20 protein-coding genes are annotated in these 23,879 nt (G+C 51.7%); 10 read left to right on the forward strand and 10 right to left on the reverse strand.

What is annotated here, in order from left to right; translation table 11 throughout:
- The first annotated feature begins 463 nt into the window (after positions 1 to 463).
- From ACO0LK_RS06975 to ACO0LK_RS06990, 4 genes are all read left to right on the forward strand, one after another.
- Complete coding sequence (locus ACO0LK_RS06975) at positions 464 to 2,950, forward strand: adenosylcobalamin-dependent ribonucleoside-diphosphate reductase (protein WP_422973482.1); 2,487 nt, start codon at positions 464 to 466, stop codon at positions 2,948 to 2,950.
- A gap of 250 nt (positions 2,951 to 3,200) precedes the next feature.
- Entirely contained in the window at positions 3,201 to 3,614 is a 414-nt protein-coding gene (locus ACO0LK_RS06980) for a hypothetical protein (protein ID WP_422973484.1), read from the forward strand.
- 241 nt (positions 3,615 to 3,855) lie between these two features.
- Positions 3,856 to 6,819 (forward strand): sugar-binding domain-containing protein, encoded by a 2,964-nt coding sequence (locus tag ACO0LK_RS06985; protein WP_422973486.1) that lies wholly within the window; start codon positions 3,856 to 3,858, stop codon positions 6,817 to 6,819.
- Positions 6,820 to 6,912: 93 nt separating this feature from the next.
- On the forward strand, positions 6,913 to 8,796 hold the full coding sequence (locus ACO0LK_RS06990) for a polysaccharide lyase family protein (protein ID WP_422973488.1): 1,884 nt from the start codon (positions 6,913 to 6,915) through the stop codon (positions 8,794 to 8,796).
- Between the two features lie 75 nt (positions 8,797 to 8,871).
- Here the strand turns inward: ACO0LK_RS06990 and ACO0LK_RS06995 are convergent, their stop codons facing one another.
- Together ACO0LK_RS06995 and ACO0LK_RS07000 are read right to left on the reverse strand one after the other, a co-directional pair.
- On the reverse strand, positions 8,872 to 9,741 hold the full coding sequence (locus ACO0LK_RS06995; RefSeq protein WP_422973490.1) for a hypothetical protein: 870 nt from the start codon (positions 9,739 to 9,741) through the stop codon (positions 8,872 to 8,874).
- A gap of 26 nt (positions 9,742 to 9,767) precedes the next feature.
- Positions 9,768 to 11,804, reverse strand: coding sequence for an ATP-binding protein (locus tag ACO0LK_RS07000; RefSeq protein ID WP_422973492.1), 2,037 nt, complete (start codon positions 11,802 to 11,804; stop codon positions 9,768 to 9,770).
- Between the two features lie 375 nt (positions 11,805 to 12,179).
- Here ACO0LK_RS07000 and tviB point away from each other — a divergent pair, with 375 nt between their 5' ends.
- Together tviB and ACO0LK_RS07010 are read left to right on the forward strand one after the other, a co-directional pair.
- The gene (tviB, locus tag ACO0LK_RS07005; protein ID WP_422973494.1) at positions 12,180 to 13,454 is read left to right on the forward strand and encodes a Vi polysaccharide biosynthesis UDP-N-acetylglucosamine C-6 dehydrogenase TviB; all 1,275 of its coding nucleotides are present in this window, start codon (positions 12,180 to 12,182) and stop codon (positions 13,452 to 13,454) included.
- Between the two features lie 41 nt (positions 13,455 to 13,495).
- Positions 13,496 to 14,539 carry an NAD-dependent epimerase/dehydratase family protein gene (locus tag ACO0LK_RS07010; RefSeq protein ID WP_422973496.1) on the forward strand — a complete coding sequence of 348 codons (1,044 nt, stop codon included), beginning with the start codon at positions 13,496 to 13,498 and terminating at the stop codon, positions 14,537 to 14,539.
- Positions 14,540 to 14,630: 91 nt separating this feature from the next.
- Here ACO0LK_RS07010 and ACO0LK_RS07015 read toward each other — a convergent pair whose 3' ends face one another.
- The 4 genes from ACO0LK_RS07015 to ACO0LK_RS07030 all read right to left on the reverse strand — a co-directional run bounded on the left by ACO0LK_RS07015 (position 14,631) and on the right by ACO0LK_RS07030 (position 18,357).
- On the reverse strand, positions 14,631 to 15,086 hold the full coding sequence (locus tag ACO0LK_RS07015; RefSeq protein WP_422973498.1) for a cache domain-containing protein: 456 nt from the start codon (positions 15,084 to 15,086) through the stop codon (positions 14,631 to 14,633).
- A 142-nt stretch (positions 15,087 to 15,228) separates the two neighbouring features.
- Positions 15,229 to 16,116, reverse strand: coding sequence for an alpha/beta fold hydrolase (locus ACO0LK_RS07020; RefSeq protein WP_422973500.1), 888 nt, complete (start codon positions 16,114 to 16,116; stop codon positions 15,229 to 15,231).
- Between the two features lie 59 nt (positions 16,117 to 16,175).
- Positions 16,176 to 17,009 (reverse strand): hypothetical protein, encoded by an 834-nt coding sequence (locus tag ACO0LK_RS07025; protein ID WP_422973502.1) that lies wholly within the window; start codon positions 17,007 to 17,009, stop codon positions 16,176 to 16,178.
- A gap of 67 nt (positions 17,010 to 17,076) precedes the next feature.
- Positions 17,077 to 18,357, reverse strand: coding sequence for an MFS transporter (locus ACO0LK_RS07030; RefSeq protein WP_422973504.1), 1,281 nt, complete (start codon positions 18,355 to 18,357; stop codon positions 17,077 to 17,079).
- A 103-nt stretch (positions 18,358 to 18,460) separates the two neighbouring features.
- Between ACO0LK_RS07030 and ACO0LK_RS07035 the strand changes: the two genes are divergently transcribed.
- Positions 18,461 to 19,363 (forward strand): LysR substrate-binding domain-containing protein, encoded by a 903-nt coding sequence (locus tag ACO0LK_RS07035; RefSeq protein WP_422973506.1) that lies wholly within the window; start codon positions 18,461 to 18,463, stop codon positions 19,361 to 19,363.
- A gap of 70 nt (positions 19,364 to 19,433) precedes the next feature.
- Here the strand turns inward: ACO0LK_RS07035 and ACO0LK_RS07040 are convergent, their stop codons facing one another.
- Complete coding sequence (locus ACO0LK_RS07040) at positions 19,434 to 20,138, reverse strand: SOS response-associated peptidase (RefSeq protein WP_422973508.1); 705 nt, start codon at positions 20,136 to 20,138, stop codon at positions 19,434 to 19,436.
- A gap of 230 nt (positions 20,139 to 20,368) precedes the next feature.
- Here ACO0LK_RS07040 and ACO0LK_RS07045 point away from each other — a divergent pair, with 230 nt between their 5' ends.
- Positions 20,369 to 20,791 (forward strand): Ig-like domain-containing protein, encoded by a 423-nt coding sequence (locus tag ACO0LK_RS07045; protein ID WP_422973510.1) that lies wholly within the window; start codon positions 20,369 to 20,371, stop codon positions 20,789 to 20,791.
- 104 nt (positions 20,792 to 20,895) lie between these two features.
- Here the strand turns inward: ACO0LK_RS07045 and ACO0LK_RS07050 are convergent, their stop codons facing one another.
- The 3 genes from ACO0LK_RS07050 to ACO0LK_RS07060 are packed head-to-tail and all read right to left on the reverse strand — an operon-like array spanning position 20,896 to position 22,256.
- Positions 20,896 to 21,474 (reverse strand): DUF4865 family protein, encoded by a 579-nt coding sequence (locus ACO0LK_RS07050; RefSeq protein WP_422973512.1) that lies wholly within the window; start codon positions 21,472 to 21,474, stop codon positions 20,896 to 20,898.
- An 11-nt stretch (positions 21,475 to 21,485) separates the two neighbouring features.
- Entirely contained in the window at positions 21,486 to 21,890 is a 405-nt protein-coding gene (locus tag ACO0LK_RS07055) for a tautomerase family protein (protein WP_422973514.1), read from the reverse strand.
- A 3-nt stretch (positions 21,891 to 21,893) separates the two neighbouring features.
- Positions 21,894 to 22,256, reverse strand: coding sequence for a carboxymuconolactone decarboxylase family protein (locus tag ACO0LK_RS07060; RefSeq protein ID WP_422973516.1), 363 nt, complete (start codon positions 22,254 to 22,256; stop codon positions 21,894 to 21,896).
- A gap of 104 nt (positions 22,257 to 22,360) precedes the next feature.
- On the opposite strand from ACO0LK_RS07060, the gene ACO0LK_RS07065 reads away from it, so the two are divergent.
- Both ACO0LK_RS07065 and ACO0LK_RS07070 read left to right on the forward strand, forming a co-directional pair.
- Positions 22,361 to 23,260: a LysR substrate-binding domain-containing protein gene (locus ACO0LK_RS07065; RefSeq protein WP_422973518.1), complete on the forward strand. Its 900-nt coding sequence runs from the start codon at positions 22,361 to 22,363 to the stop codon at positions 23,258 to 23,260.
- A 125-nt stretch (positions 23,261 to 23,385) separates the two neighbouring features.
- The gene (locus ACO0LK_RS07070) at positions 23,386 to 23,859 is read left to right on the forward strand and encodes a YbaK/prolyl-tRNA synthetase associated domain-containing protein (RefSeq protein WP_422973520.1); all 474 of its coding nucleotides are present in this window, start codon (positions 23,386 to 23,388) and stop codon (positions 23,857 to 23,859) included.
- Positions 23,860 to 23,879: the final 20 nt, after the last annotated feature.

Below are 23,879 nucleotides of genomic sequence, written 5' to 3' on the forward strand. Positions count from 1 at the left end.
ATAAATAATGCCCCGAGAAACTCAATCATAAAAGGAAATCCGCCTGCCAATTCCCGATATCGTGCATTGCACAAAAGAAATTTTCTCGCGCATTATTTCACCACAGAAGACCCCCCCTGCTACCCAGGCGAGCAAAAAGCGGGCCCGCGCAGGATAAATCAACGCTTCGGCTTCATGTCAAAATTCCTGGAAATGGGAATGAGCTTATGCCACATCAAGGATATATAAACTCGCCGGGGTTTATAATGGACGCTTCAGACAGGGGACGTGTGTTGTTTGTTGCAACAAAAATTCCGTACCTCCCAAAGTCAACGAATACATTCCTTCAAATGAATGACATTGGACGCGTAGTCGTCTTGCTCTTTTTGATGGCCCACATATTGGCCAACGGCAAACGAATAGTCCACCAATGCTCTTTCAACATGATTTCAGCAACAGGTAACAAAGAAAGCCCTCATTTCATATGAACGCAAACGAAAAAATTTTAGGATTGACTGACATGTCTCCCCAGGAAATCTCTCTTGATGTCTTGCTAGAAAAATATGCCAAAGGCGATGAAGCCACCATCCACGATGTACAGGCACGGGTCGCCAGAGCGCTTGCCGGCGTAGAACAGCCAGACTTCCAGGCCTATTACGAAGAAAAATTTTTGTGGGCGCAAAAGAACGGTTTTGTGCCTGCTGGCCGTATCAATTCTGCCGCCGGCATGGACTTGCACGCCACCCTCATCAACTGCTTTGTACAACCAGTAGGTGATTCGGTATCCAGTGCCACTGATGGCAAACCTGGTATCTATACCGCACTGGCGGACGCTGCCGAAACCATGCGTCGTGGTGGTGGTGTCGGTTACGATTTTTCTACCATACGCCCGAAAGATGCTCTCGTCCGTGGCACGCGTTCACGTGCATCCGGCCCGGTATCTTTTATGCAGGTATTTAATGCATCCTGCTCTACCGTCGAATCTGCCGGTGCCCGTCGTGGTGCACAGATGGGTGTCTTGCGCGGTGACCATCCGGACATCCTGGAATTCATCCGCTCCAAAGACAAGGGCGATCTGACCAACTTCAATATCTCCATCGGCGTGACCGATGAATTTATGGAAGCTGTCGCCAAAGATACCGACTTCTGCCTGGTGCACAAAGCCGAACCCGGCGAAGATAAAAAAGAAGCCGGTGCCTATCTGCGTGAAGATGGCCTGTGGGTATACCAAACCGTCCGTGCGCGTGATCTGTGGGATGCGGTCATGAAATCCACCTACGATCATGCAGAGCCCGGCATCCTATTTTTGTCGCGCATGAATACAGAAAACAATCTGTACTATTGCGAAAAAATCGAAGCCACCAACCCGTGCGCAGAACAACCTTTGCCAGACTATGGCTGCTGCTGCCTGGGTTCCATCAACCTGACGCGTTTCATCAAGGGCGCATTCACTGATGCAGCCGAATTTGATTTTGCAGCCTTCGAAGCTGTCGTCACGGTAGCCACCCGCATGCTGGACAATGTGCTGGATGCTACGGCCTGGCCCTTGCCACAGCAAAAAGCCGAAGCCATGTCCAAGCGCCGTGTGGGCCTGGGTTTCCTTGGTCTGGGTAGCAGCCTGGTCATGCTGGGCCAGCGTTATGATTCTGACGCTGGTCGTGCCTTTGCACAAAAGGTATCTGAGGTAATGCGTGATGCAGCCTATCTGGCATCGGCTGAACTGGCCAAGGAAAAAGGCCAGTTCCCTTTGTTCGACAGTACAAAATACCTGTCCGGCGTGTTCGCCAAACGCCTGCCTAAAAATGTGCGCAGTGCGATTTCCAAGCATGGCTTGCGCAATTCGCATCTGCTGTCGATTGCGCCTACCGGCACCATTACCCTGGCCTTTGCTGACAATGCATCCAATGGCATAGAACCGGCTTTTTCATGGGTTTATAACCGCAAGAAACGCATGGCCGTTGGTGATGCCAAAATCTATGAAGTGGCTGACCACGCCTGGCGCCTGTACCGTCATCTGGGTAACGATGTATCCGACGACAGCAAGCTACCAGGCCAGTTTGTGACCGCACTGAATATGTCCGCCAGCGACCATATGAAGATGTTGCAGGTGGTACAGCCGTATATCGACTCTGCCATTTCCAAGACCGTCAATGTACCGGCAGATTACCCTTACGAAGACTTCCAGAATCTATACATGGATGCCTGGCGCGCTGGTCTCAAAGGCCTGGCAACATACCGCCCGAATAGCATCCTGGGTAGCGTTTTGTCTGTATCAACAGAGACAGCACCGGAAGTCAAACAGACACCGGATGACGACCTGCTGCGCAAGCAATTCGATGGCCGCCCATTTGGCGACCTGGAATCGGTCACATCCAAAGTGCAGTACATGACCTATGAAGGCAAGAAAACGGTCTATCTGACCGTCAGCTTCATCCACATCCAGGGCATGGTTGGTGGCGAACGCGTGACGATAGAACGCCCGTTTGAATTCTTCATGCCTGCCGGTCAAAAGAACGATGGCCAGCAATGGATATCAGCCAGCATGCGTTTGCTGTCGATGGCAGCCCGCTCTGGCGGCTCCATCGCCAAGGCACTGGCAGATATGCGAGAAGTGGTGTGGGACAAGGGCACGGTACGCTGTGGCATGATCACCAAAGACGACGGTTCACAGGCACCACTGTTCCATGAATCCGAAGTCGCCGCCATCGGCTATTCGCTGCAACGCATCCTGATGAAACGCGGTTTCCTAGACGCTGCCGGCAACCAGATCCCCATCACCGTGCTGGCAGAAAAGTTCAAGCAAAGAACCCACCATTACGGCATGGACGACCTGGCCTACGAAGGCGAAACCGCCCCCATCAGCTACATCCCCACCGGCAAGAAATGTCCGGATTGCGGTGCCCATGCCCTGCAAAAAATAGACGGTTGCAGCCGCTGTGTTTCTTGTGGGTATGTGGGGGCTTGTGGATGATGAAGTAGTTACGAAATGGTAATGCTTGCCCATTAACGAGCTTACTCGAAGAACAGATCGCCCTCTTTGCAAAAATGAGGGCAATTTTTTTATAGCTGAGTACTACATACTGCAAACAACGCGTCTGATTTTCAAATAGCGGACTTTATAGATATGACTGAGCGAGTACTGCTTAAATCATTTATTGGCAATTCAAATTTTAATAATTTTTCATGCTAAAGTAGCATTTTCCAAATTTCCCAGAACGGCTATGCATACTCCAGCTCTGGCTCGTACAAAGTGGTGGACAGGCTTCGTTCTGTCAATAACGTTACCGTTTTGGTTGTATGCAATTACTATTTATTTAGGTGGCTACCTTATCGAAGAAATAGACTACAGTAATTTTAAGTTATTAATCTCTCTGAGTTTTATCGCGGCATTTATCTTACTCGTTCACTTTCTTCGTCAACCAGACCCTTATCTTGCCGTACGTTTTGCAACTGGTAGCCTGCTTGGTATTTTCTTCTTGCTCGGGGCGTTTCTGATGAGCCTGAACTCGTCATGTAGCCCGGAGAAAATAACTCTCGGCAAGATATCATTCGATGAGCGAAAGTATGCCGCTACCAAGGGCGGTTGTGACGATGTCGCATACAGGCGATTTCCAATGGTAGTCGCAAAATACTAGAACTCATTTCATAAATACAGATGAGTGTTATGCAGATCACTATTAATAGTGTGCGAGTCACCCTCTCCCTCTCCTTCATGTGACGCGTTCAGCTATATCTAAATTGATATAGCAAAACGGCTAAACGTGATTGGTTCGTCAAACTATTTCCATATAAACTTCCCCGATGCCTTTGCTGGGTAGAGCTTTGTGCGCTCCCTTCATTGGGAAAATAAGCAAAACGACCCGCATAAGGATGTTCATGAGTTCTTCCAGCACCTCCAGCACCATCAGCCGCCGTTCTTTCATTGCATTGGCGATCGCCACCATAGGTAGCTCACGCTTATATGCAAAGGCGCTTCCTGCCAGCCCTACACGTGTGGGGGCGATATCCATCGCAGGACAATGGCGTATCGCGCTGGACAGGGATGATGCCGGAATAGCTGGCAAGTGGTTTGCCAAAAACCTGGTGTCAGGCTCGCCCATACAATTGCCGGGCATACTGCAAACCCAGGGCTATGGTGATGAAATCACGGCGAAAACGCCCTTCGTTGCAGCATTGCCCCGTGACATGCGCTGGTATTTGCTGCCGCAGTACAAGGCTTACACTAAACCTGGCAATGTACAGGTACCTTATCTGTCTCAACCTGTGCGCCATTACCTAGGCGTCGCCTGGTATCAGCGTAGCATAGAAATCCCGCCTGAATGGCAGGGTAAACGTGTCACACTGACACTGGAAAGAGCACGCTGGCAGACGGATGTGTATATCAATGACAGGCTGATAGGCAGTAACCGTTCACTGGTGGTGGCGCACGAATTTGATCTCGGCATGTTAAGTACCGGTACCCATCGGTTATCGGTACGTATCGACAACCGCATGTTGCAACCGGCCTACCGCGCCGATGGACATGCGGTATCGGATGCAGAGGGGTCAACCTGGAACGGCATGGTAGGTCGGATCGAGCTGTCCGCCACCTCGCCGGTGTGGATAGCAGATGCCCAGGTGTTTCCCAATGTTGCGGGCAAGTCGGCGCAGATTCGCGTCGAGATAGGCAATCTGACTGGTAAAGACGGCAGCGGTAGCTTGTCTGCTGGTGGCGTCACACAGTCGGTACGCTGGGCTGCCAATGGCGGTAAAACATCGTTCGAGGTAGCGCTGCCTGATTCCACGCCCTGGTCTGAGTTCACGCCGGTGCTGCAACGCCTGCGCCTGACACTCACGGGGCAAGATGCCGATGATAGCCGCGAGCTGACTTTTGGCATGCGCGAGATCAAGACCGACGGCAACCAGATACTGCTGAATGGCGAACAGTTTCATCTGCGGTCTACGCATGATGGCGGTGGTTTCCCGCTGACTGGTTATCCCGCCATGGATGTGGACACCTGGAAGAATATCATTGGCATCTGCAAGGAATGGGGCTTGAATGGTATGCGCTTTCATTCCTGGTGCCCGCCTGAGGCGGCCTTTGTTGCTGCGGATGAACTGGGGTTTTATTTTCAGGCGGAATGCGGCATGTGGAATGCTTTCGATGCCGGACACAAGATGCTTGATCTGCTCAACGACGAAACGGCACGCTTGCTGAAAGCCTATGGCAATCATCCTTCGCTGCTGATGCTGGGGGCAAGCAATGAACCAGCCGGGGCATATCACACTGAATTGCCAGTCTGGGATAAAAAGTGGCGCGAAGCCGACCCAAGACGGCTGTATTGCGATGGTACTGGTCGCTGGTCAGCACCACCGGCCGGGCCGGGCACACCTTTCGCTGCTGATTTCCTGACCCCTGGTGGTGGCGCACGCGGGCCTATGGGCTGGTTTGGTGGTGACTATGAAGAAGCACTCAACAAGTTGAGGCTGGGCGTGAAGGTGCCTTGCATAGCACATGAAACCGGTCAGTTTTGCGCTTACCCTGATTTTAGTGTGATCGCCAAATTCTCTGGCAAGCAGGCCAGTTATGCCGCTTTCCCCAAAGGGGTGAGCAAGGGTAGCCAGGCGTATATGCACCCCGGCAATTACATCATCATGCGTGACTCTGCCGAAGCGCATGGGCTGCTGCCGAGAAACAAGGAATTCGCCCAGGCATCTGGCCGTTTCCAGGTTGCCTGCTACAAGGAAGAAATCGAAGCCAATTTGCGCACGCCATCGTATTCTGGCTATCAACTGCTGGATCTGCACGATTATCTTGGGCAAGGTGGCGCACTGATAGGCTTGCTGGACGCTTTTTGGGAAGAGAAAGGCTATGTCACGGCGGCTGAATTCCGTCAGTATAGCGGTGCCACCGTACCACTGGTCAGGCTAAAGAAACGCCTGTTCACGACAGACAATACATTGAGCACAACTGCCGAGCTGGCGCACTTTGGGCCGCAGGCACTGGCTGCGGTGAAACCCGTGTGGCGCATTGTCGATAACGCGGGCAAGACGGTACTGTCAGGGGCGCTGCCGGTGCGCGATGTCCCACGCGGCAAGAATATTGCGCTTGGTAGCATCAATGCCGAACTGTCTGGCTTGCCTGCGCCTGCATCATACCGGCTGGAAGTTGAACTGTCCGGGACGTCATTCCGCAATCAATGGTCCTTCTGGCTGTATCCTGTAGCGGTTCCTACAATGGTTCCTGCTAGCGCCAATGGCGTGCTGGTGACCGCATCATGGGATGAAGCCAGAGCAGTCTTATCTGCCGGTGGCAAGGTGTTGTTCTTATCCGGAAGCCCGGAAAAACCTTCGCCCGAACTGGCACTGAGCCGGACACCGATTTTCTGGAACCGGCTGATGAACCCCAAACGCACCTGGATGCTGGGGCTGTGGTGTGATGACCATCATGCAGCATTGAAAAAATATCCAACCGAAGCGCACTGTGATTGGCAGTGGGTAGAATTGCTGACCAACACCACAGCGATGAATATCGAGGATCTGCCGCATACCTTGTCACCTGTTGTACTTCCTATCGATGACTGGAACCGCAACTTGCGACTGGCCATGCTGTTTGAATGTGCGGTGGGTAACGGAAAACTAATGGTCACCTCTTTCGATTTGTCAGACAAGGGTCTGGCGCGGCAGGCGGGTGCGGCATCATTGCGCAGGTCTTTACTTGACCACATGGAGTCAACGGCTTTCAAGCCAGCGACACAGATCAGCCTGGAAAAACTGGATGCCTGGATGCCGCTACGCTATGTCGCGCCACCGATGATGATCAGTCCACCCGCCACTGGTGATGTGGCGGATCCCGGTTAAAATCTGGCTAAAACCTGGCTAAAATAGTGTCACCATATGTCTGAGCTACTGTAGTAACCAGTACAGAAATTTAATTAACTGATCACCATCCCCATGAAAAATATTCGCCTTGCTATTGCCACTGCATGCGTTCTTGCCGCCAGTATCTGTCACGCCAATGTACCGGGCGGCGGTAACGGTAGCGGCCCGGATGTGTCGCTAAAGGACAATGGCGAGAGCTTTGTTCTCGACAATGGCATCGTCGCCATCAATATCAACAAGACTGATGCCACCATCAGCAGCTTTACCTATCAGGGCATGAATCTGTTTGGTGGCGGTGACAAGGGTGGCAGGTTTTACTGGAGCTGGAACGCCCCAGCTTTTGAAGGGCCGCATGGCACGGCAAGCCTGGTCGTTGATCCCCGTTCCAATCATGGTGACTATGCAGAAGTGAAGATACACAGCCCCTGGTCAGGCAAGTCCTCCAATGCGGCGATGGATGTTGATGTGTATTACAGCCTGAAGCGCGGTGCGCAAGGCTATTACGTGACCGCCATGCTAGATCACCCCGCATCCTACCCGCGCACCGATGTTGGTGAATGGCGTTCAAACGCCTATGTCAGCCCGGTGTTTGACTGGCTAAGCGTGGACAGCCTGCGTCAAAAGAAAATGCCAACCATGGCCGACATGGCAGCCGCTGAACGCGTGCCCGGTGCACCGAAAGAAGTGACACGGCTGACAACAGGCATCTACGCCGGTGAATTTGAATGCAAATATTCGTATAGCGCCGACCTGGGCAATCTTGATGTATGGGGCTGGAGCAGTACCAGCAAGCGCATAGGCATCTGGATGACCGTGCCCAGCCATGAGTATTACAACGGTGGTCCCATGAAACGGGAACTGACCGTACACATGAACCACACCCTGCTGAACATGCTTAATGGTTCTCATTATGGCATGGGTAGCCAGTTGATCATGGCTGCCGGCAGCGCCTTCAAAAAAACCTACGGCCCTTATTTTATTTACGCCAACAGTTATCAGGGCAACCCTGCTGATCCGCTGCCCAAGGTTGTCGACGCGTTGTGGCAAGACGCAAAAGCACAGGCCGTAGCTGAACAGTCCGCCTGGCCGTATAGCTGGTTCAAAAATCCTGACTACGCACAGGAATCCGGACGCGGCACAGTCAAAGGTAGCTTGAAGGTAAGCGATAGCGGCAACCCGGCGGCATCTTCCGCAGGCGCATGGATAGGCCTGGCACCGGACGACCAGGGTACTGACTTCCAGCAACAGGGCCGCACTTATCAATTCTGGGTAAAGACCGATGCCAATGGCCAATTCAGCATTCCTCACGTTTTGCCTGGCACCTATAATTTATGGGCCTTTGGTGCCGGCAATATCAGCACCTACAAGCAAGTCAATATCGAAGTCCGCGCAGGCGGCACACAAGACCTTGGTGCAATAGTATGGAAGCCATCGCGCGTTGCACCGACAGTATGGGAGATAGGCGTGCCAGACCGCGACTCTCAGGAATTCCGCAACGGTGCCTTCAATTATTCTTTGTGGGCGACGTATATCAAACCCGATTTCATCACTGGCCTGACCTATACCGTCGGCAAAAGTGACTGGCACAAGGACTGGAATTATGCCCAGTTTGGCAATGCCCCATGGACCATCAATTTTTCACTGACCGAAGCTCCCTCCAAAGACACACCTGCATCGCTGTACATAGGGTTGGCATCGTCAGAAACCACGCTGGTGGTCAGGGTCAATGGAACACAGGTCGGCAGCTACCAGGCCCCCGTACCTAGCCACCCGGCTGTCCGCCTGGGCAGCCATGGCGCATTCTCGGAAACCCGCATGGCCATTCCCCCGGAACTGTTAAAGCCCGGCGCAAATTCAATCGTGATATCGCAAAAAACGGGAAGAGCCAATACTGGCACCACGCAATATGATTATTTGCGGCTGGAAGCTGCGGGGACAAAACTGATTCCGCAGTGATTCATTTATTAGCAGTGCCGATGCATTGAAAATAGTGAAATGGGGCAACCATGAGGTTGCCCCATTTTTTTCCAGCTAAAAGCTGTCCAGGCGCTGTTTTGCAATGTCAGCAACTTCTTCAAAAGACGACTGCAACAAATGGTAAAGGCACTGCCTTATAAGATCGGGACGATCACAGGCAACGCTTTCCAGGGCGTCAATCAAACCGTAGGTGCGTTCTGCGTCATCTACAGGCATTTCATCACTGCATAAATAACTCGCAATTGCTTGCTGAGCCTGTTCTGCCTTGGCATTGAGCATGCAAAGGGCAATGCATGCGTCATAGGCACTAATTTTTCGTTTTTCGATTATCTGGCATAAGCTATTTATGACTTCCGGAGAATCATCACCTACCGCTGCCAGGCAGTTCGCAATCGACGCCCCGACATCCGTCCATCCACCAAATTCATCTTGATGGATATAAGCGGAAGCGCGGTGCAAGATTTGTGGGATTTCTTGTTGCACAGGTTCACCAATAATTTCCAAAGCCGAAAGTGCTGCTTCGGAAACATGCCAATCAAAACCTTCATGATCAAACAAGAGTTCGCCTATGCGGCTAATTGTGGCCACATCTTGAACCCCAAGCAAGGCAAGAGAAACAGCTGCGTTTCCGCGTATGAACCAGTATTCGCTTTGCAGGCAAGGTGTGAGTATGGCGATCGCTTTGTCGCTCAAGTCATGGCACTTGGCCAAGCCAATGATAGCCTGGTTCCATACAGCAACACTTTTCTCATCGCTACCAGTTGAAGTACCGGACAATGCCACCTTGTATATTAATTCCTGCAAGGCCAAGGGTAAGTCAGGCTGAAAGTCACTTAACAGTTTCAACCAACCGGCTTTTTGTTCAAGGTCGCAGCCATCAAATTGATGAAGAAGGTCCGTCATCCATTGGTAAGTTTGACTCATGCTATGTACACGACGTAATCTCTTCTTTAGACCTGATCATCCCGCCGCCGTTCGCTGGCTGGTAAGGTGACCCAGAAAACAGTACGGACACCAGGTTCGGATTCGAAACCGATTTCGCCGCCCATTTTCTCGACCAGATTCTTGGTGATGTTCAACCCCAGACCTGCGCCACCCAGGTTTTTTTCGCCATGCTCTTCGGCCTGAGCAAATTTACCGAAAATACGGGAGCGAAACATTTCCGGAATGCCCGCGCCGTGATCTTCGACTTCTATGCGGTAATACTCGTCCACTCTGGTAATACGGATGCTGATTTTTTCGTCGACAGGTGAATACTTGGCAGCATTCGACAAGAGGTTGGCAAATACCTGCATGATGCGGTCGGGGTCACCCATGGCCCAGGCAAATTTGGGATGCTCTTCCAGCACAAAATAAGAATGATGCGATTGGGCATAGCTGGCATTTGCTTCGATGGCCTGCATGGCCAGGGCGGCCAGGTCTACGCGCTGGATTTCAAACTTCATATACCCTGAGGCCATTTTTTCGATATCCAGAATATCATTGACCAGGCTGACCAGGCGTTTGCTGTTGTTGTGGGCGATGCGTACCAGTTGCAGGGCCTTGGGTGACAGTTCTGTGATGGTGCCGGATTCCAGCAGGCCCAATGCACCACGGATTGATGTAATCGGGGTGCGCAGTTCATGGCTGACAGTGGAAACAAAGGCTGCCTTGATCGTGTCTACCTGTTTGCGTTCTGAGATATCGCGGGCGATGGTGGATGCCCCGATAATCAGTTGTTGGCCATCACGAACGGGGGACATCGCAACCGATAACTGGACCCTGCCGCCGTCCTTGCGGCGACCGGTAGATTCAAAGTGGCTGACGCGCTCGCCTCTAATAATACTACCCAGGCGGGTTCTGGCAAGGTCGGTCTGTTCATCAGCGTACAGCATATTGGTGGACGAGCCTATGGCTTCGCTGGCGGTGTACCCAAACAGTTTTTCTGCGCCCGCATTCCAGCTGGTAATCACCCCGGCCAGAGTTTCACCAATGATGGCATCTTCGGAACTGTCAATGATGGCGGACAATTGCGACAGGCTGTCCGCAGCCTGTATTTGCCGGCTGAACTGGCGGACGATCACAATCCCAAAAATCACCAGGATAATCACCAGCACTCCGTTGCCAATTACTTGCACAATGGCGCTGGAACGCCAGCCCTCCAGTATTTCATCCCTGGACAGGGCGGCAACGGCGATAAGAGGGAATTGATCCAGGCGATTGAAGCCGACTACACGCTCGACCTTGTCGAGCCGGGATGTTACGGCAAATGTGCCGGACTTTGCGACTGAAACCTGCTGCCGGAAAATAGGATTGCTGCTGTAATTTTTACCTATGGCTGTCATCATCATGGGACGGCGCAAGACCAGGGTACCGTCCTCGGTCAGCATGGCGATGGAACCTTTTTTCCCCAGGTTAATACTATTGAAGTATTTCAGGAAAAACTCTACATTGATGTGGGCGAGCACGATGCCCGCAAAATCGCCGTTGGCATGATTGAAACGGCGCGACATCATGAAGACCCAACTGCCGTCATTCAGCACTTGTGCTGATTTACCGATGTACCATTCGACATTGGCATGGTCGCGGTGGTAGATAAAATTGGCGCTTTCCAGCTCGCTAATCCTGGTGAATTCTGTTGCTGTAGATACCAGCACCTTGCCTTCTGCATCGGTGACAGAGAGTTGTTTTAACTGCGGCAGACTTTCCCGCTGGCGACTCAGGGACAAGCCCAGTTTCTCGGCATGAGCGACCAGTACGGTATCCTGTTCCAACCGGTCTACCAGCGAAACGAGTGTGGCATTCACGGCCTTTAAGGTGTCACCGGAATGCTGGGACATGGCATGGGCAAGATTGCCAGCCGCCACTTCACCTGCACGCAAGGCCATTTCATGCGTCTTCCACATTTGCCAGACATTGTTCCCGATCAGCACACCGCAAACCAGCACCACAAACAGAGACATGGCTAACTTGATGGATAGTCGCTTTACTGGGAAAATTTTCTTCATACGGTATCAAGAAGGCAATAAAAGAAAGAAAGGCTGTTTGTGATTGCCTGCCATTGTAAGGCGCGTACCTGGAAATCGGCGTAAAGCGATCATTTTTTCTTGGGCCACCGCTTCGCTACTTCTTTGAATGGGTGGATACGAAGCAGCAGAAACATCTGCACTTTCTAAACACCGTGAATATTAGCTAAACAAATCAATCACTTGCTTGAGCCAGGCAGATCGAACTGAGCAACTGATGCTTCTTCTTTGCAGTGCATCAAAATCGGTGCAGATCAGGCCCAAAGTGCAAACTTGCGCATGAACCCGCACAAAAAGCCTGCTTTCACGCATAATGCAATAAACAACATGCACAGTGCCAAGAACCAAATGCCCTTCATGAAATTAACAGACATAAAACTTGCCGTCATTGGACTGGGCTATGTGGGCCTGCCACTGGCAGTTGAATTTGGTAAAAAACGCTCGGTGCTGGGCTTTGATATCAATACCAAACGCGTGCAGCAATTGCAGGCCGGCTATGACCATACGCTGGAAACGGAAGAATCCGAGCTAAAAGCTGCCCAACATTTAAGTTTCACGACCGATGCAGCATTACTGGCCGAATGCAATTGCTTCATCATCACGGTGCCGACCCCGATCAACATCCACAAGCAGCCCGACCTGTCGCCTTTGTTGATGGCGAGCGAATTAGTGGGCAAGGCGGTGACGGCCGGTGCGCTGGTGATATTTGAATCAACGGTGTACCCAGGTTGCACCGAAGAAGATTGCGTGCCGGTGCTAGAGCGTTTTTCCGGTCTGATATTTAACCAGGATTTTTACTGCGGCTATAGCCCGGAACGCATTAACCCGGGCGATAAGGAACACCGGGTCACGACGATCAAGAAAGTCGTCTCGGGTTCTACGCCAGAAATCGCGGATCTGGTGGATGCCCTGTATTCTGAAATCATTATCGCGGGCACCCATAGGGCACCATCGATCAAGGTGGCGGAAGCAGCCAAAGTCATAGAAAACACCCAGCGCGACCTGAATATTGCGTTGATCAATGAGCTGGCACTGATCTTCAACAAAATGGGAATCGACACCGAAGCGGTGTTGCAGGCAGCCGGCAGCAAATGGAATTTCTTGCCGTTTCGTCCTGGCCTGGTAGGCGGTCACTGCATAGGTGTGGACCCGTATTACCTGACCCATAAAGCCGAAAGCATAGGCTACCACCCGGAAATCATTCTGGCAGGAAGGCGCTTGAATGACGGCATGGGTGCCTATGTCGCCTCGCAATTTGTCAAAGCCATGACCAAACGCAGGATACAGGTGGATGGTGCCAATATACTGGTGATGGGTCTGGCATTTAAAGAAAACTGCCCGGACCTGCGCAATACGCGGGTGATTGATATAGTCACTGAATTGCGGGATTACCATTGCGAAGTGGATGTGTATGACCCCTGGATCAGTGCTGAAGATGCGCAAAGAGAATATCAACTGACGCCGGTGACACAACCCAAGGCACATGCCTATGACGGTATCATCGTCGCAGTGGCGCATCAGCAATTCCGCGCATTGGGTGTGGAAGCAATACGCCAGTTTGGCAAACCCGGACATGTGCTGTATGACCTGAAATATCTGTTCCCGGTTGATGCATCAGATTTACGTCTTTAAGTCAGAATTAGCACTATAAGCAAGCATTATAAGCAAGCCCTATGAGCACCATACAGACACTGGAAGCACAACTCCTGAAGCAGCCCAAACACTGGCTGATTACCGGCGTTGCCGGCTTCATCGGCAGTAATCTGCTTGAGCATTTGCTGAAGCTGAACCAAAAAGTGACAGGCCTGGATAATTTTGCCACCGGCTTTCAGAGAAACCTGGATGAAGTACGTAGCCTGGTCAGTGCAGAACAGTGGGACAACTTCCACTTCATTGAGGGTGATATACGTCAATTGCCTGATTGCCAGCAGGCCTGTGCCGGGGTTGACTATGTATTGCATCAGGCGGCACTGGGTTCTGTTCCGCGCAGCATTAATGACCCCATCGCCACCAATGCCACCAATATTGACGGCTTTCTCAATATGCTGGTGGCGGCCAGGGATGCGCAGGTGGCCAGTTTTACCTATGCAGCCAGCAGTTCTACCTATGGCGACCACCCAGATCTGCCCAAGCTCGAACATAAGATCGGTAACCCGCTGTCACCGTATGCCGTCACCAAACTGGTGAATGAGCTGTATGCGAATGTGTTTTATAAGACATATCAGTTCAAGGCCACGGGTCTGCGTTATTTCAATGTGTTTGGCAAGCGACAAAATCCCAACGGCGCCTATGCCGCCGTCATACCCAAATGGGTTGCCGCCATGATGGGAGGGGAAGATATTTTCATTAACGGTGACGGCGAAACCAGCCGTGATTTCTGCTACATACGCAACGCCATCGAAGCCAATTTGCTGGCCGCGCTGGCAAGTGATGAAGCGCGCGGCGATGTCTACAATGTCGCGCTGGGTGACCGGACAACCCTGAACCAGTTATTTGACGCCATCAAACATACCCTGAATGAAAATGGCATTGTCTATGCACAGGCAGCGCATTATCGCGATTTTCGTGCGGGGGATGTCAGGCATAGCCAGGCTAACGTAGACAAGGCTAAAAGCTTGCTGGGTTATCGGGCGCTATATAAAATCGCGGATGGCATCAAGGAGGCGATTCCCTGGTATGTCGCAGCCCAACGTGCCGGTTTTCTGGATCTGGAATAAGCGCAGTTCGTTCAATGTACTGTTCAGCACTGGATCAAAGTTGGATCAGTGTTGAAGATGGCTACGCATGCCGCGTAGCCATTCACGTGTATTATTTGCCTTTGTAAATACCAGCTTCCAGTATCACATCACCGCTACGCACGTAGTAGGTTGATTTGTGTTCCAGCTCTTTGGTGACGGGATTATTGAAACGGTAATCCACCCATCCCTTGCCTTTGGTTTTTGCGCCTTCCACGATTTCCTTGCGAAACATTTTTCCGTCCGCATCAGGCAAAACAATCAGATTTTTGCCGACCAGCTTGGGGTTAACGGGGTGGGCAATCGTGGTGCCATCCATCGCACGCATGTAGAGATAAATTTCACCTTTGATAAATTCAGGGTTTTTATTATTGATTTCCTTGATCAGGGCTTCTGCACCATTCTTCTTGATATAGGTCAGACCTTTTTCAACCATATCTACTGCATCGGCAGGATTATCTGCCGCCATTGCACCAGAGACAAACAGACTGGTCAGTAATGCCAGAAAAAACTTTAAATATTGTTTCATAGATGTCTCCGGAAAGGTGGAACACCCAGTGTAGGCAGTAATACTTGCTTACACAAGCTGCACTGCCGCATGGAAACATTTTATTCATCCAACTTTCCGGGTCTGTCGGTCAGCACAATAAGCTGATCATGCTGACTCTGGCTTAATTGAGGAAGGCTTTGACTTCAGTCTGAAATTGTTCTGGCTGATCCCACATGATAAAGTGGGCACTGGACGGAATACGCTTGAGCGTGACGTTTTTCACACTGGCATAGACCCCCTTGTAGAACACGTCCATCTGCGCTTCAGTCAGTGGCACCCCATTGGGCAATACGTACAAAACCGTCGTCGGTACCAGAATGTTTTTCAGTTCGGGTGTCAGGTCGGTAATGATCAGTTCATGATATGCGCGTGCAGATACATCGGGGTCACTCTTTTGCGCATCGTCAAGGGCACCGGGACGCATGGCCAGCGTATTGATCATGCTGTTGATAGTGGCTTCTGTTCTTTTTGCACGTGCTGCAGGTTCGGCATTGCGCATTTTAGCCAACATGTCGTCTGCCATGGGTTTGATGCTTTGCGATGTTGTTCCTGGTGGCCCAAACATGGCGCCCAGGAAAGGAAGCATGTCCACCACCATCAAGCTGCTGATGGCTTGCGGATGCCGTGCTGCCACCATCATGCCTATGGAACCACCCATGGAATGCCCGATAAGCACAGGTTTTTTCAAACCCTGCTGCTGAATATACCGGGCGACTTCTTCCGCCACCGGTGCCGCCACGGCACCGTCGGTATTGCCGCCCTTTGCCTGACCGGCAAAGCCCGATACCTGCACCAGATGATAACGATAGCCAGGCACAGCCTTGACCAGTTCAGCCCAGACCCGTGGCGAAGAACTCAGACCGGGTACCAGAATTACGTCCCTGCCCTCGCCTTCGGTTTTGACGGTGATGCGATCAGAACTGAAATCAGTTGCTGAAGCAAGCAAAGGAGTAAGGGTAAGGAAACTTACCGCAACTGCGGCAGTCAACAAATGACGTCGAGTAAACATGGAGGCGACTCCAGAAAGAAAAAAGTAGTGTAGCAGAGAGTACAACAATTACATTCGGACTAAACGCAAGAAACTCTCACATTTTCGAACCTTGTACGTAATCGCTTTATTTGCTTCTCATCTAAATCTATCCCATCCAACCAGATATTTTTTAATGAAGGAAATTTTTCCAGCTTTTGAATTAACTCAGCTCCATTGAATGTGGGCATATGGTCAAAATTACCAAGAGATAAATATTCCAAATGAGGCAAGCGGGTCAGTATGTCCAGATCATCAATGGTGATTTGCGTCGCCCATAAATCAAGTACCTTCAATTGACGCATATTGCACAGGTATGCGAGGCCTGCACCTGTGATCTTGGTAGCTCCGACATGCAACGTATGTATTTGCTTGCTGGTGCTGATTATTTCGGCCATGGAATCGTCAAATTCAGTACGCTCAATATCTAACGCAGACAGAAAGGGATGCGTCAGCACCTTGGCAATAACGCGAGAGGATAAAGTCGCTCCTTGTATTCCGACTTCTTGTAGAGAAGCACAATTGAGGACTTCTAATACATCGTCTTCAGACAAATAATGGTTAGCACGAAAAATCTCAAGACTTGATGCACCTGCGAAATTTTCCAATCTCCCAGGAAACTTAATTGCCAATATGTCGAGTACACGCAAGCCAGGAATTCGTACTACATTACGCATGGCACTACGGGTCACATCACACCAAAGCCATAGTTGTTCCACCGATTGCAAAGAAGGTAATGGGCGGGTCAACTCAACTGTCAACGTAGATGATTTCGTGATTTTAAGTTCGTGTATTGGCCCTTTAACATGCAAGCCACGGATATCAGCAATTGTGATCTTGCCGCTCAATTCAACGTCGATGTCGCTCTTGACCAATCGCTTTTTCGCTTTCTAAAGTGGCCCCACGCCAGTGCATGACATGTTAGCACAAGAGAAAGTCATTTCAGGCTGTAACCACCGGCAACACCGTACGCAAGCGCAGCGTAATCATCAACCCAATGCTGAGCAGCCCGCCCAACAACATGACCACACCTTGCCAGCCATGTGATGCCCAAACGACGCCGGTGTATGAACCTATCAGGCTGGAACCCAGGTAATAAAAACACAGGTACAGCGCCGACGCGACAGCCTTGTGGGCCTGGGCACGACGGGCAACCCAGCTGCTGGCAACAGAATGCGAGGCAAAGAAGCCAAAAGTGAACAAGGCAACACCGGGAACCATGATGAATAATGAATTGGACAAAGTCAGTAGCAAACCACTGATCATCACAAGCAAGACCAGCCACAACACGCTGCGGCGGCCGATACGGTCAACCAGACGCCCGACCCAGACCGAACTGCCCATGCCCAGCACATACATCAGGGCAATGGCGCCAGCGGTACTCTGGCTAAAACCAAACGGCGCGCCTTGCAGGCGATAGCCTATATAGTTATACATACTGACAAAGCAGCCGGTCAGCATAAAGGCCAGGCAAAACAGCATGCACAGGCCGCCATCTGACAAATGCATGCGCAAGCCCTTGTTGATGGTGCCCCAAACATTTTCCGCAGGTTTGAAGTTACGCGCAAGTGGCAGACTGCGCCAGAATTCCCAGGCGGCATAAATGCCCGCCACACCCATCGCTGCCATGGCGGTGCGCCATGAAAAATAATCGCTGAGTACCGCCGTCAACAAGCGCCCCACCATACCGCCCATGGCACTACCTGCAATGTACAGGCCGACGGCCAGTCCCATGGAGGTGGCTTCTATTTCCTCACCAAGATAAGCCACCGCTACCGCAGGCATGCCACCCAGGGCAAAACCCAGCAAGCCGCGCAAGACCAGCAACTGCGAAAAATCTTCCGTCAATGCGCACAAGAGTGTGGCAATCGCAGCCAGGGCGAGCGCGGTCACCATCATGGGCTTGCGGCCTATGCGTTCACTGATGGCACTACTGATCAGCAAGGACAAGGCCAGCGACAATGTGGAGATGGACAGGGCCCAGCTACTTTGGGCCGGTGTCAGATGGAATTGCACAGCCAACAAGGGCATCAGCGGTTGCATGCTGTACAACAAGGAAAAAGTGGAAAAGCCGCCAAACACCATGGCACGATTGATACGACTGAATGCGGGTGTACCCGCAGCGATGCGATTGACCTGCCTGATTTCACCGACCTCACCGATCTCACTGGCCTTGCTGATCTCGCTGACCTGCTGTGGGCTATTGCTGCTTGCGACCGTCATGATGCTGTACCTGGACTATCAAGGAGTCGCCATCTTATATTTGCGCTTTTATAGCGTCCAATATATATTAAAGTACTTAGTAATACTTTTTTTAGATAACAATATGGAACTGCGCCATCTCAGGTATTTCATCGCTGTCGCGGAAGAATTGCACTTCACCCGTGCGGCAGAACGCCTGCATATAGGTCAGCCGCCCTTAAGCCATGCCATACAGATGCTGGAAGCTGATGTCGGTGCACAGTTGTTTGAACGCAGCAAACGCTGGGTACGCCTGACAGAAGCCGGCAAACTGTTTTTACAGGATGCGCGACATATACTTGCCTTGTCCGAACAGGCCAGTGAAACAGCACGCCGCGCCCAACGCGGAGAGACCGGCGAACTGCGCATAGGCTTTACGTTCTCTACCCCTTTCACCCCCTTGTTTGCTGCGGTTATCAATGGCTACCGCCAGCAATATCCGGATGTCACGTTGACGCTGCGTGAAATGGCGACGAATAAACAGCTGGAAGCACTTAGTCAGCATGGCCTTGATGTGGGCTTCATCCGCCCGCCTGAAGGCGGCGAACTGGCACGCGGCGTTTCTTCACCATTGCGCTTCAAGGCACTGCGTGAAGACCCGCTGGTGGTGGTGTTGCCAACCACACACGCGCTGGCGAAAAAGAAAAAAGTCCCGATGAAAGAGCTGGCGCAACTGCCTTTCATCATGTATCCACCCAGCGCCGGTACCGGTATTTATCCGCATATTTTGCGCCTGTGCCATGCGGCTGGCTTTGCCCCCAGGGTGACGCAAGAAGCCAATGATGCCTCTACCATCATCGGCCTGGTCGCAGCGGGTTGTGGCATATCGATACTGCCCGGCTCGTTTTACACCATCCATTTCGACGGCATCTGCTACCGGCCCGTCGCTGATACTGGTGCCACCACATCACTGCTGCTGGCGCAACGTAAAGATGAAGTGTCGCCACTGGTGGCTGCGTTTGTCGAGTTGGCGGCTGAGTTGGCTTGATCAACGGCAGAGATTTGACTAAGCAATATTGTCATGTTTGACAAACCTCGCATCAAAAGTGTTGATGCTTTCAATCAAATAAATCCATCGTTCTTGGCACAATGATTGTTGGATTTTTTGGCTTAGTGGCTTTCGCTACTTTTTCTTTCGGCGCTATTTCGGTGACCATGTGTTCAGCCGGATAAGGGCGCAGAAAGGCGCGGGCAAATTCGGGGTCGCGGCAAGACAGCCATTCGTCAAAATCTTCCGGCGGCACGATGACGAGGGAACGCTTTTCTTCACCTGGTTTGTGGAAGCGGCTCATCAAGGGATGGTCGTCAGCATTGATGGTGATCTGAGTGAAAGAATAACTGACGCTGCCATCTGCTTCCGGCCATTCTTTGAACAATCCGGCGACAGCAAAATCTGTTGTATCTTTCAAGCCAATGCGCCAGCGTTCGGCGACACCATTTTCGTAGTTGGGTTCAAAGAAATGCTGCATGGGAACCAGGCATAATTTACCCGTCTGCCATGAGGGTGCATAACTACGTAATGCGCCCAGGGTTTCTGCACGTGCATTCATGGTGGAAAAGCGTTTCACGCCAGGCGCTATCTTTGATTTGGGTATCATGCTGTACTGACCCAGCAATGCCTGTCGCCGCCCCCTGGCATCGTGCATGATGAAAGGCGCGTCATAATCCTGCCAGGTCTCGCCTTCCCATTCGTCCAGCGGATTGCTGCTCACGTCAAAATAACCGAGCCCTGTTTTGGTGGAGGGGGTGAAATTGATACACATACCAACAATCTTTCATGAGATTTTGCCTGAGCTAGCCCGGCACTCTGACGCCAGCACAAATGTTCTGCGGAAAACCCCTTATCTTATACCAGACTGGAAAAATCCACTGTCATCGCAAGTGTCGCCTTGACAAATCGGCTGTTCTGGCAAAGTATGCGCATTAAAGCTTATATGCGATACTTGCAGACACTGTTTCCCCCCGGGGATTGCCATTACCAGAAAGACGATAGATGATTTTTTACGACATGCCGCAAGACGCAGGCGCCCATGCATCGCCACCTGCCATCATTGCCAAATCCGCAGATAAAAAAGATGTTGCCAAGACCCTGACCATAGGGGGTTTTATTGCAGTGGATGCAAAGCAGAAATTTGTAGTCTGGGATGTGGCCAAAGTGGCTTGTGATGAATTGCGTTCTACCGGCTGGTTTCGTGAACCTGCCTATAAAAAGAAAGCCCCCGATTGCCAGGTCAAACTGGTAGAGAAAAAACCTGAGCACGGCAAACTGGAACAGCTTGCCGGCGGCAGTTATCAATATACACCAGCCAAAGGATTTTTCGGGGTAGACAAGGCGCAATTCATCGTGGATGCAGAAGGCAAGAAAGTGCGCCTGATGTGGTCTACGTCCGTACTGGAAAGTGAACCGAAAAAATAAGCGACACTCCGGCCATGTACCGCGCGCTGTAAGGAGACTCCATGCCATTCACATTGCGCTGAAGTTTCAATTACCTTGCAATTCCTCACATCACGTCAATACCGCTATTTCCCCGGTGCCGACACATGCCCCACGTCATAGCATTGTGCATCTGCGGGCAAACCCGCAGTCTGGGCGGCGCTGGTATCAGACCATAAAGTAAAACGTACCAACGTCCATTCATCCGGATCAAATGCAGTCAGCACAGCCAAGGCGCCATCTTGCTGGCTGGCAGTTTTGGCACTGGCAACTTCAGCTTCCCGCAGAGCACCCAGTGCGCTATAAGCTGCGACGGGTATGACCTGACGTGTCGCAAACCTGGCACTGCGGACCTTGTCATCCACATGGCTATGCCATACTGCCCAATGTTTGACAGCAGGCCAGCCAAAGGCTTGCGAGACTGCCGCGAAGCCATCACCGCAGAGGAAATTGTTCATGCCTTCACTGCTATCCCACAGATAAAACGGTGCATACACATTCTGTGCTGATGGCGGGTTCGTGCCTAGTTTGCTGGCGTGCAGATAGGCCTTAAAAATCAGACCAGGGAAATTATCCAGCATATGCCCCTTGCTGGCGATACGCTGACGCACAATATCCATGTTGTAGTCCGCTGGCAGGACAAAGTTGTATTGCATAGCGATCATGTGCATGTTCCTCAAGTTCTCGTGGTGAATGCGGGCACACCGTCGTACATCACGCCGCCACCGAACGACCAATCCTCTGCTGCGCTGGTACTGATGATGACCATGACATCTTGCGGCGGCAGGCCCGGCGACTGTGCCAGCAGGCTGACCAGTCGCTGGTAAAACGCCTGCCTGACGGCTGTGCTGCGCACACGCGCCACATTGATCTGGATCAGCACAAAATCATCCGATCTGGGGCCGCCCAGGTAATGCCGGTCAAAGATTAATTCATTCGCTTCGTGCTGATGAATAATTTGAAAACGGTCCGTGGGCGGCACTTCAAACGCCTCGACCAAGGCTTGATGCAAGCCATCCGACAAGGCTTGCAGATAAGCGGGCGATTTACCCTTTAATAAAGACAGGCGACTCATGGGCATGATTTATTCCTTGGTGGAAGATGGGGTGGATGAGACAGCTAAGGCAGATTGTCCAGGAGACAACTGGCGCAGCGCCGTAACAGCAGATGCAGCACACGGCCAGCCGGCATAAAATGCAAGGTGAGTGATTACTTCCACCAGTTCTGCGTGTGTCACGCCATTGTCGATGGCGCGGCCAAGATGAAAGGGTAATTGCTCGCTGCGGTTTAAGGCGATCAATGTGGCGACGGTGATCAGACTGCGTTCGCGGCTGGGCAAACCCTGTCTGCGCCAGACATCATCAAACAGGACCTGGTCAGTCAGCTCCGCGAATTTGGGAGCGATGTCGCCCATTAATTCACGGGCGATAGTACTTGCTGCTTGCATGCCGGGCTCCTGAAGATTGATTGACAACATCAAGATACCGTACTATCTTCATCCAGAAAATCAGATAATTTTAAATCAATAGTTCAGAAAAACAGGATTATTATATGAGCAAGATTACCTTTGATCTGGACGTCATGCGCACTTTCGTGACTGGCATAGAATTGGGTAGCTTTGCCAAAGCCGCAGACAGGCTGGGACGATCCACATCGGCAGTCAGTGCCCAGATCAAGAAACTGGAAGAACAGGTTGGCAGCCCCATCTTGCGCAAAGCCGGGCGCGGCATGCTGCCCACCGCAGCTGGTGAAACCCTGCTGGCTTATGGACGCCGCCTGCTGGAATTGAATGATGAAGCCGCAGCAGCCGTGCGTGGCGTAGACCTCGAAGGCTGGATCAGGCTGGGCATGCCCGAAGACTTTGGTGAGCGCATACTTACCGATGTGCTGGGCCGTTTTGCCCGCGCCCACCCCAAAGTCAGGATAGAAGCCAAAATTGCCCGCAATACCAGCCTGCTTGATCTGATGATAAGCGGCCAGCTGGACCTGGCCCTGACCTGGGACGGCGGTGTGGCAACTCCACATAGTGAGCACTTGCGCAGCTATCCCATGCACTGGATAGGCGCGGCAGATCCGCTTCTTCAACCGACAAATACACCTGAAGAGCCTTTGCCCCTGGTCGCCTTTGAAGCACCCTGCCTGATGCGCAGCTGCGCTACCGCAGCGCTGGATCGAGCCCATATCCCCTGGCGTCTGGCCTTTAGCAGCCCCAGCCTCAGCGGCATCTGGGCCGCTGCTGCTGCTGGCTTTGGAATCACAGTACGTACAGAAATCGGTCTGCCAGCTAATCTGCGCATTATCGACAATCAGGCATTACCTGAATTGCCGATGCTGGGCCTGACCTTGCATCGCATGGAAGCAGAACCCGACGCCGCAATACAAAGATTGCGGGAGATTATTGTGGAGGCATTGCAGGCAGATGACATGGGACAGAAACATCTGGCTGCATGACCAGGTTTCTGTTCAATGCAGGAATACTGCAAGCCATAAAACAACGGCTATATGCACAACGCCACTGTGACTTTAAAATTCTGAAATGATCATTTTTCCTGCCTGTGTTCTGACGAAAGACCATCATGTTCGAGCAATTGAAATCCTTGTTGCAAACCCATAACGCCCGCTTCCGTGTGGTGGAACACCCGGCCGAAGGCCAGTCTGAAAAAGTGGCAGCCATCCGTGGTACTGAAGTTGGTCAGGGTGCAAAAGCCATGCTGTGCCAGAGCAAGGATCAGGCAGCCAATCTGATATTGGCGATCTTGCCCGGGGACCAGAAGATAGACTTCAAGAAGCTGGCCGCGGCCGTACAGGTAAAAAAAACCAGCTTTGCGGCCCCGGAAATGGCGATGGAAAAAACTGGCTGCGTGATAGGCGCGATACCGCCTTTTGTATTCTCTGACGATATACAACTGGTAATGGATCCGTCGCTAGTCGCACGCTATACAGAAATTGCCTTCAATGCAGGTCGCCTGGATACCTCCATCATCCTGAACACAGACGACTATTTGCGTATTGCCAAACCGATGTTATGTGATATTTGTGCTACAGCCTGATGCAGCAATCCAAAACTATT

The organism is Undibacterium sp. Ji49W (genome assembly GCF_049340205.1).
Classification (GTDB): Bacteria; Pseudomonadota; Gammaproteobacteria; order Burkholderiales; family Burkholderiaceae_D; genus Undibacterium.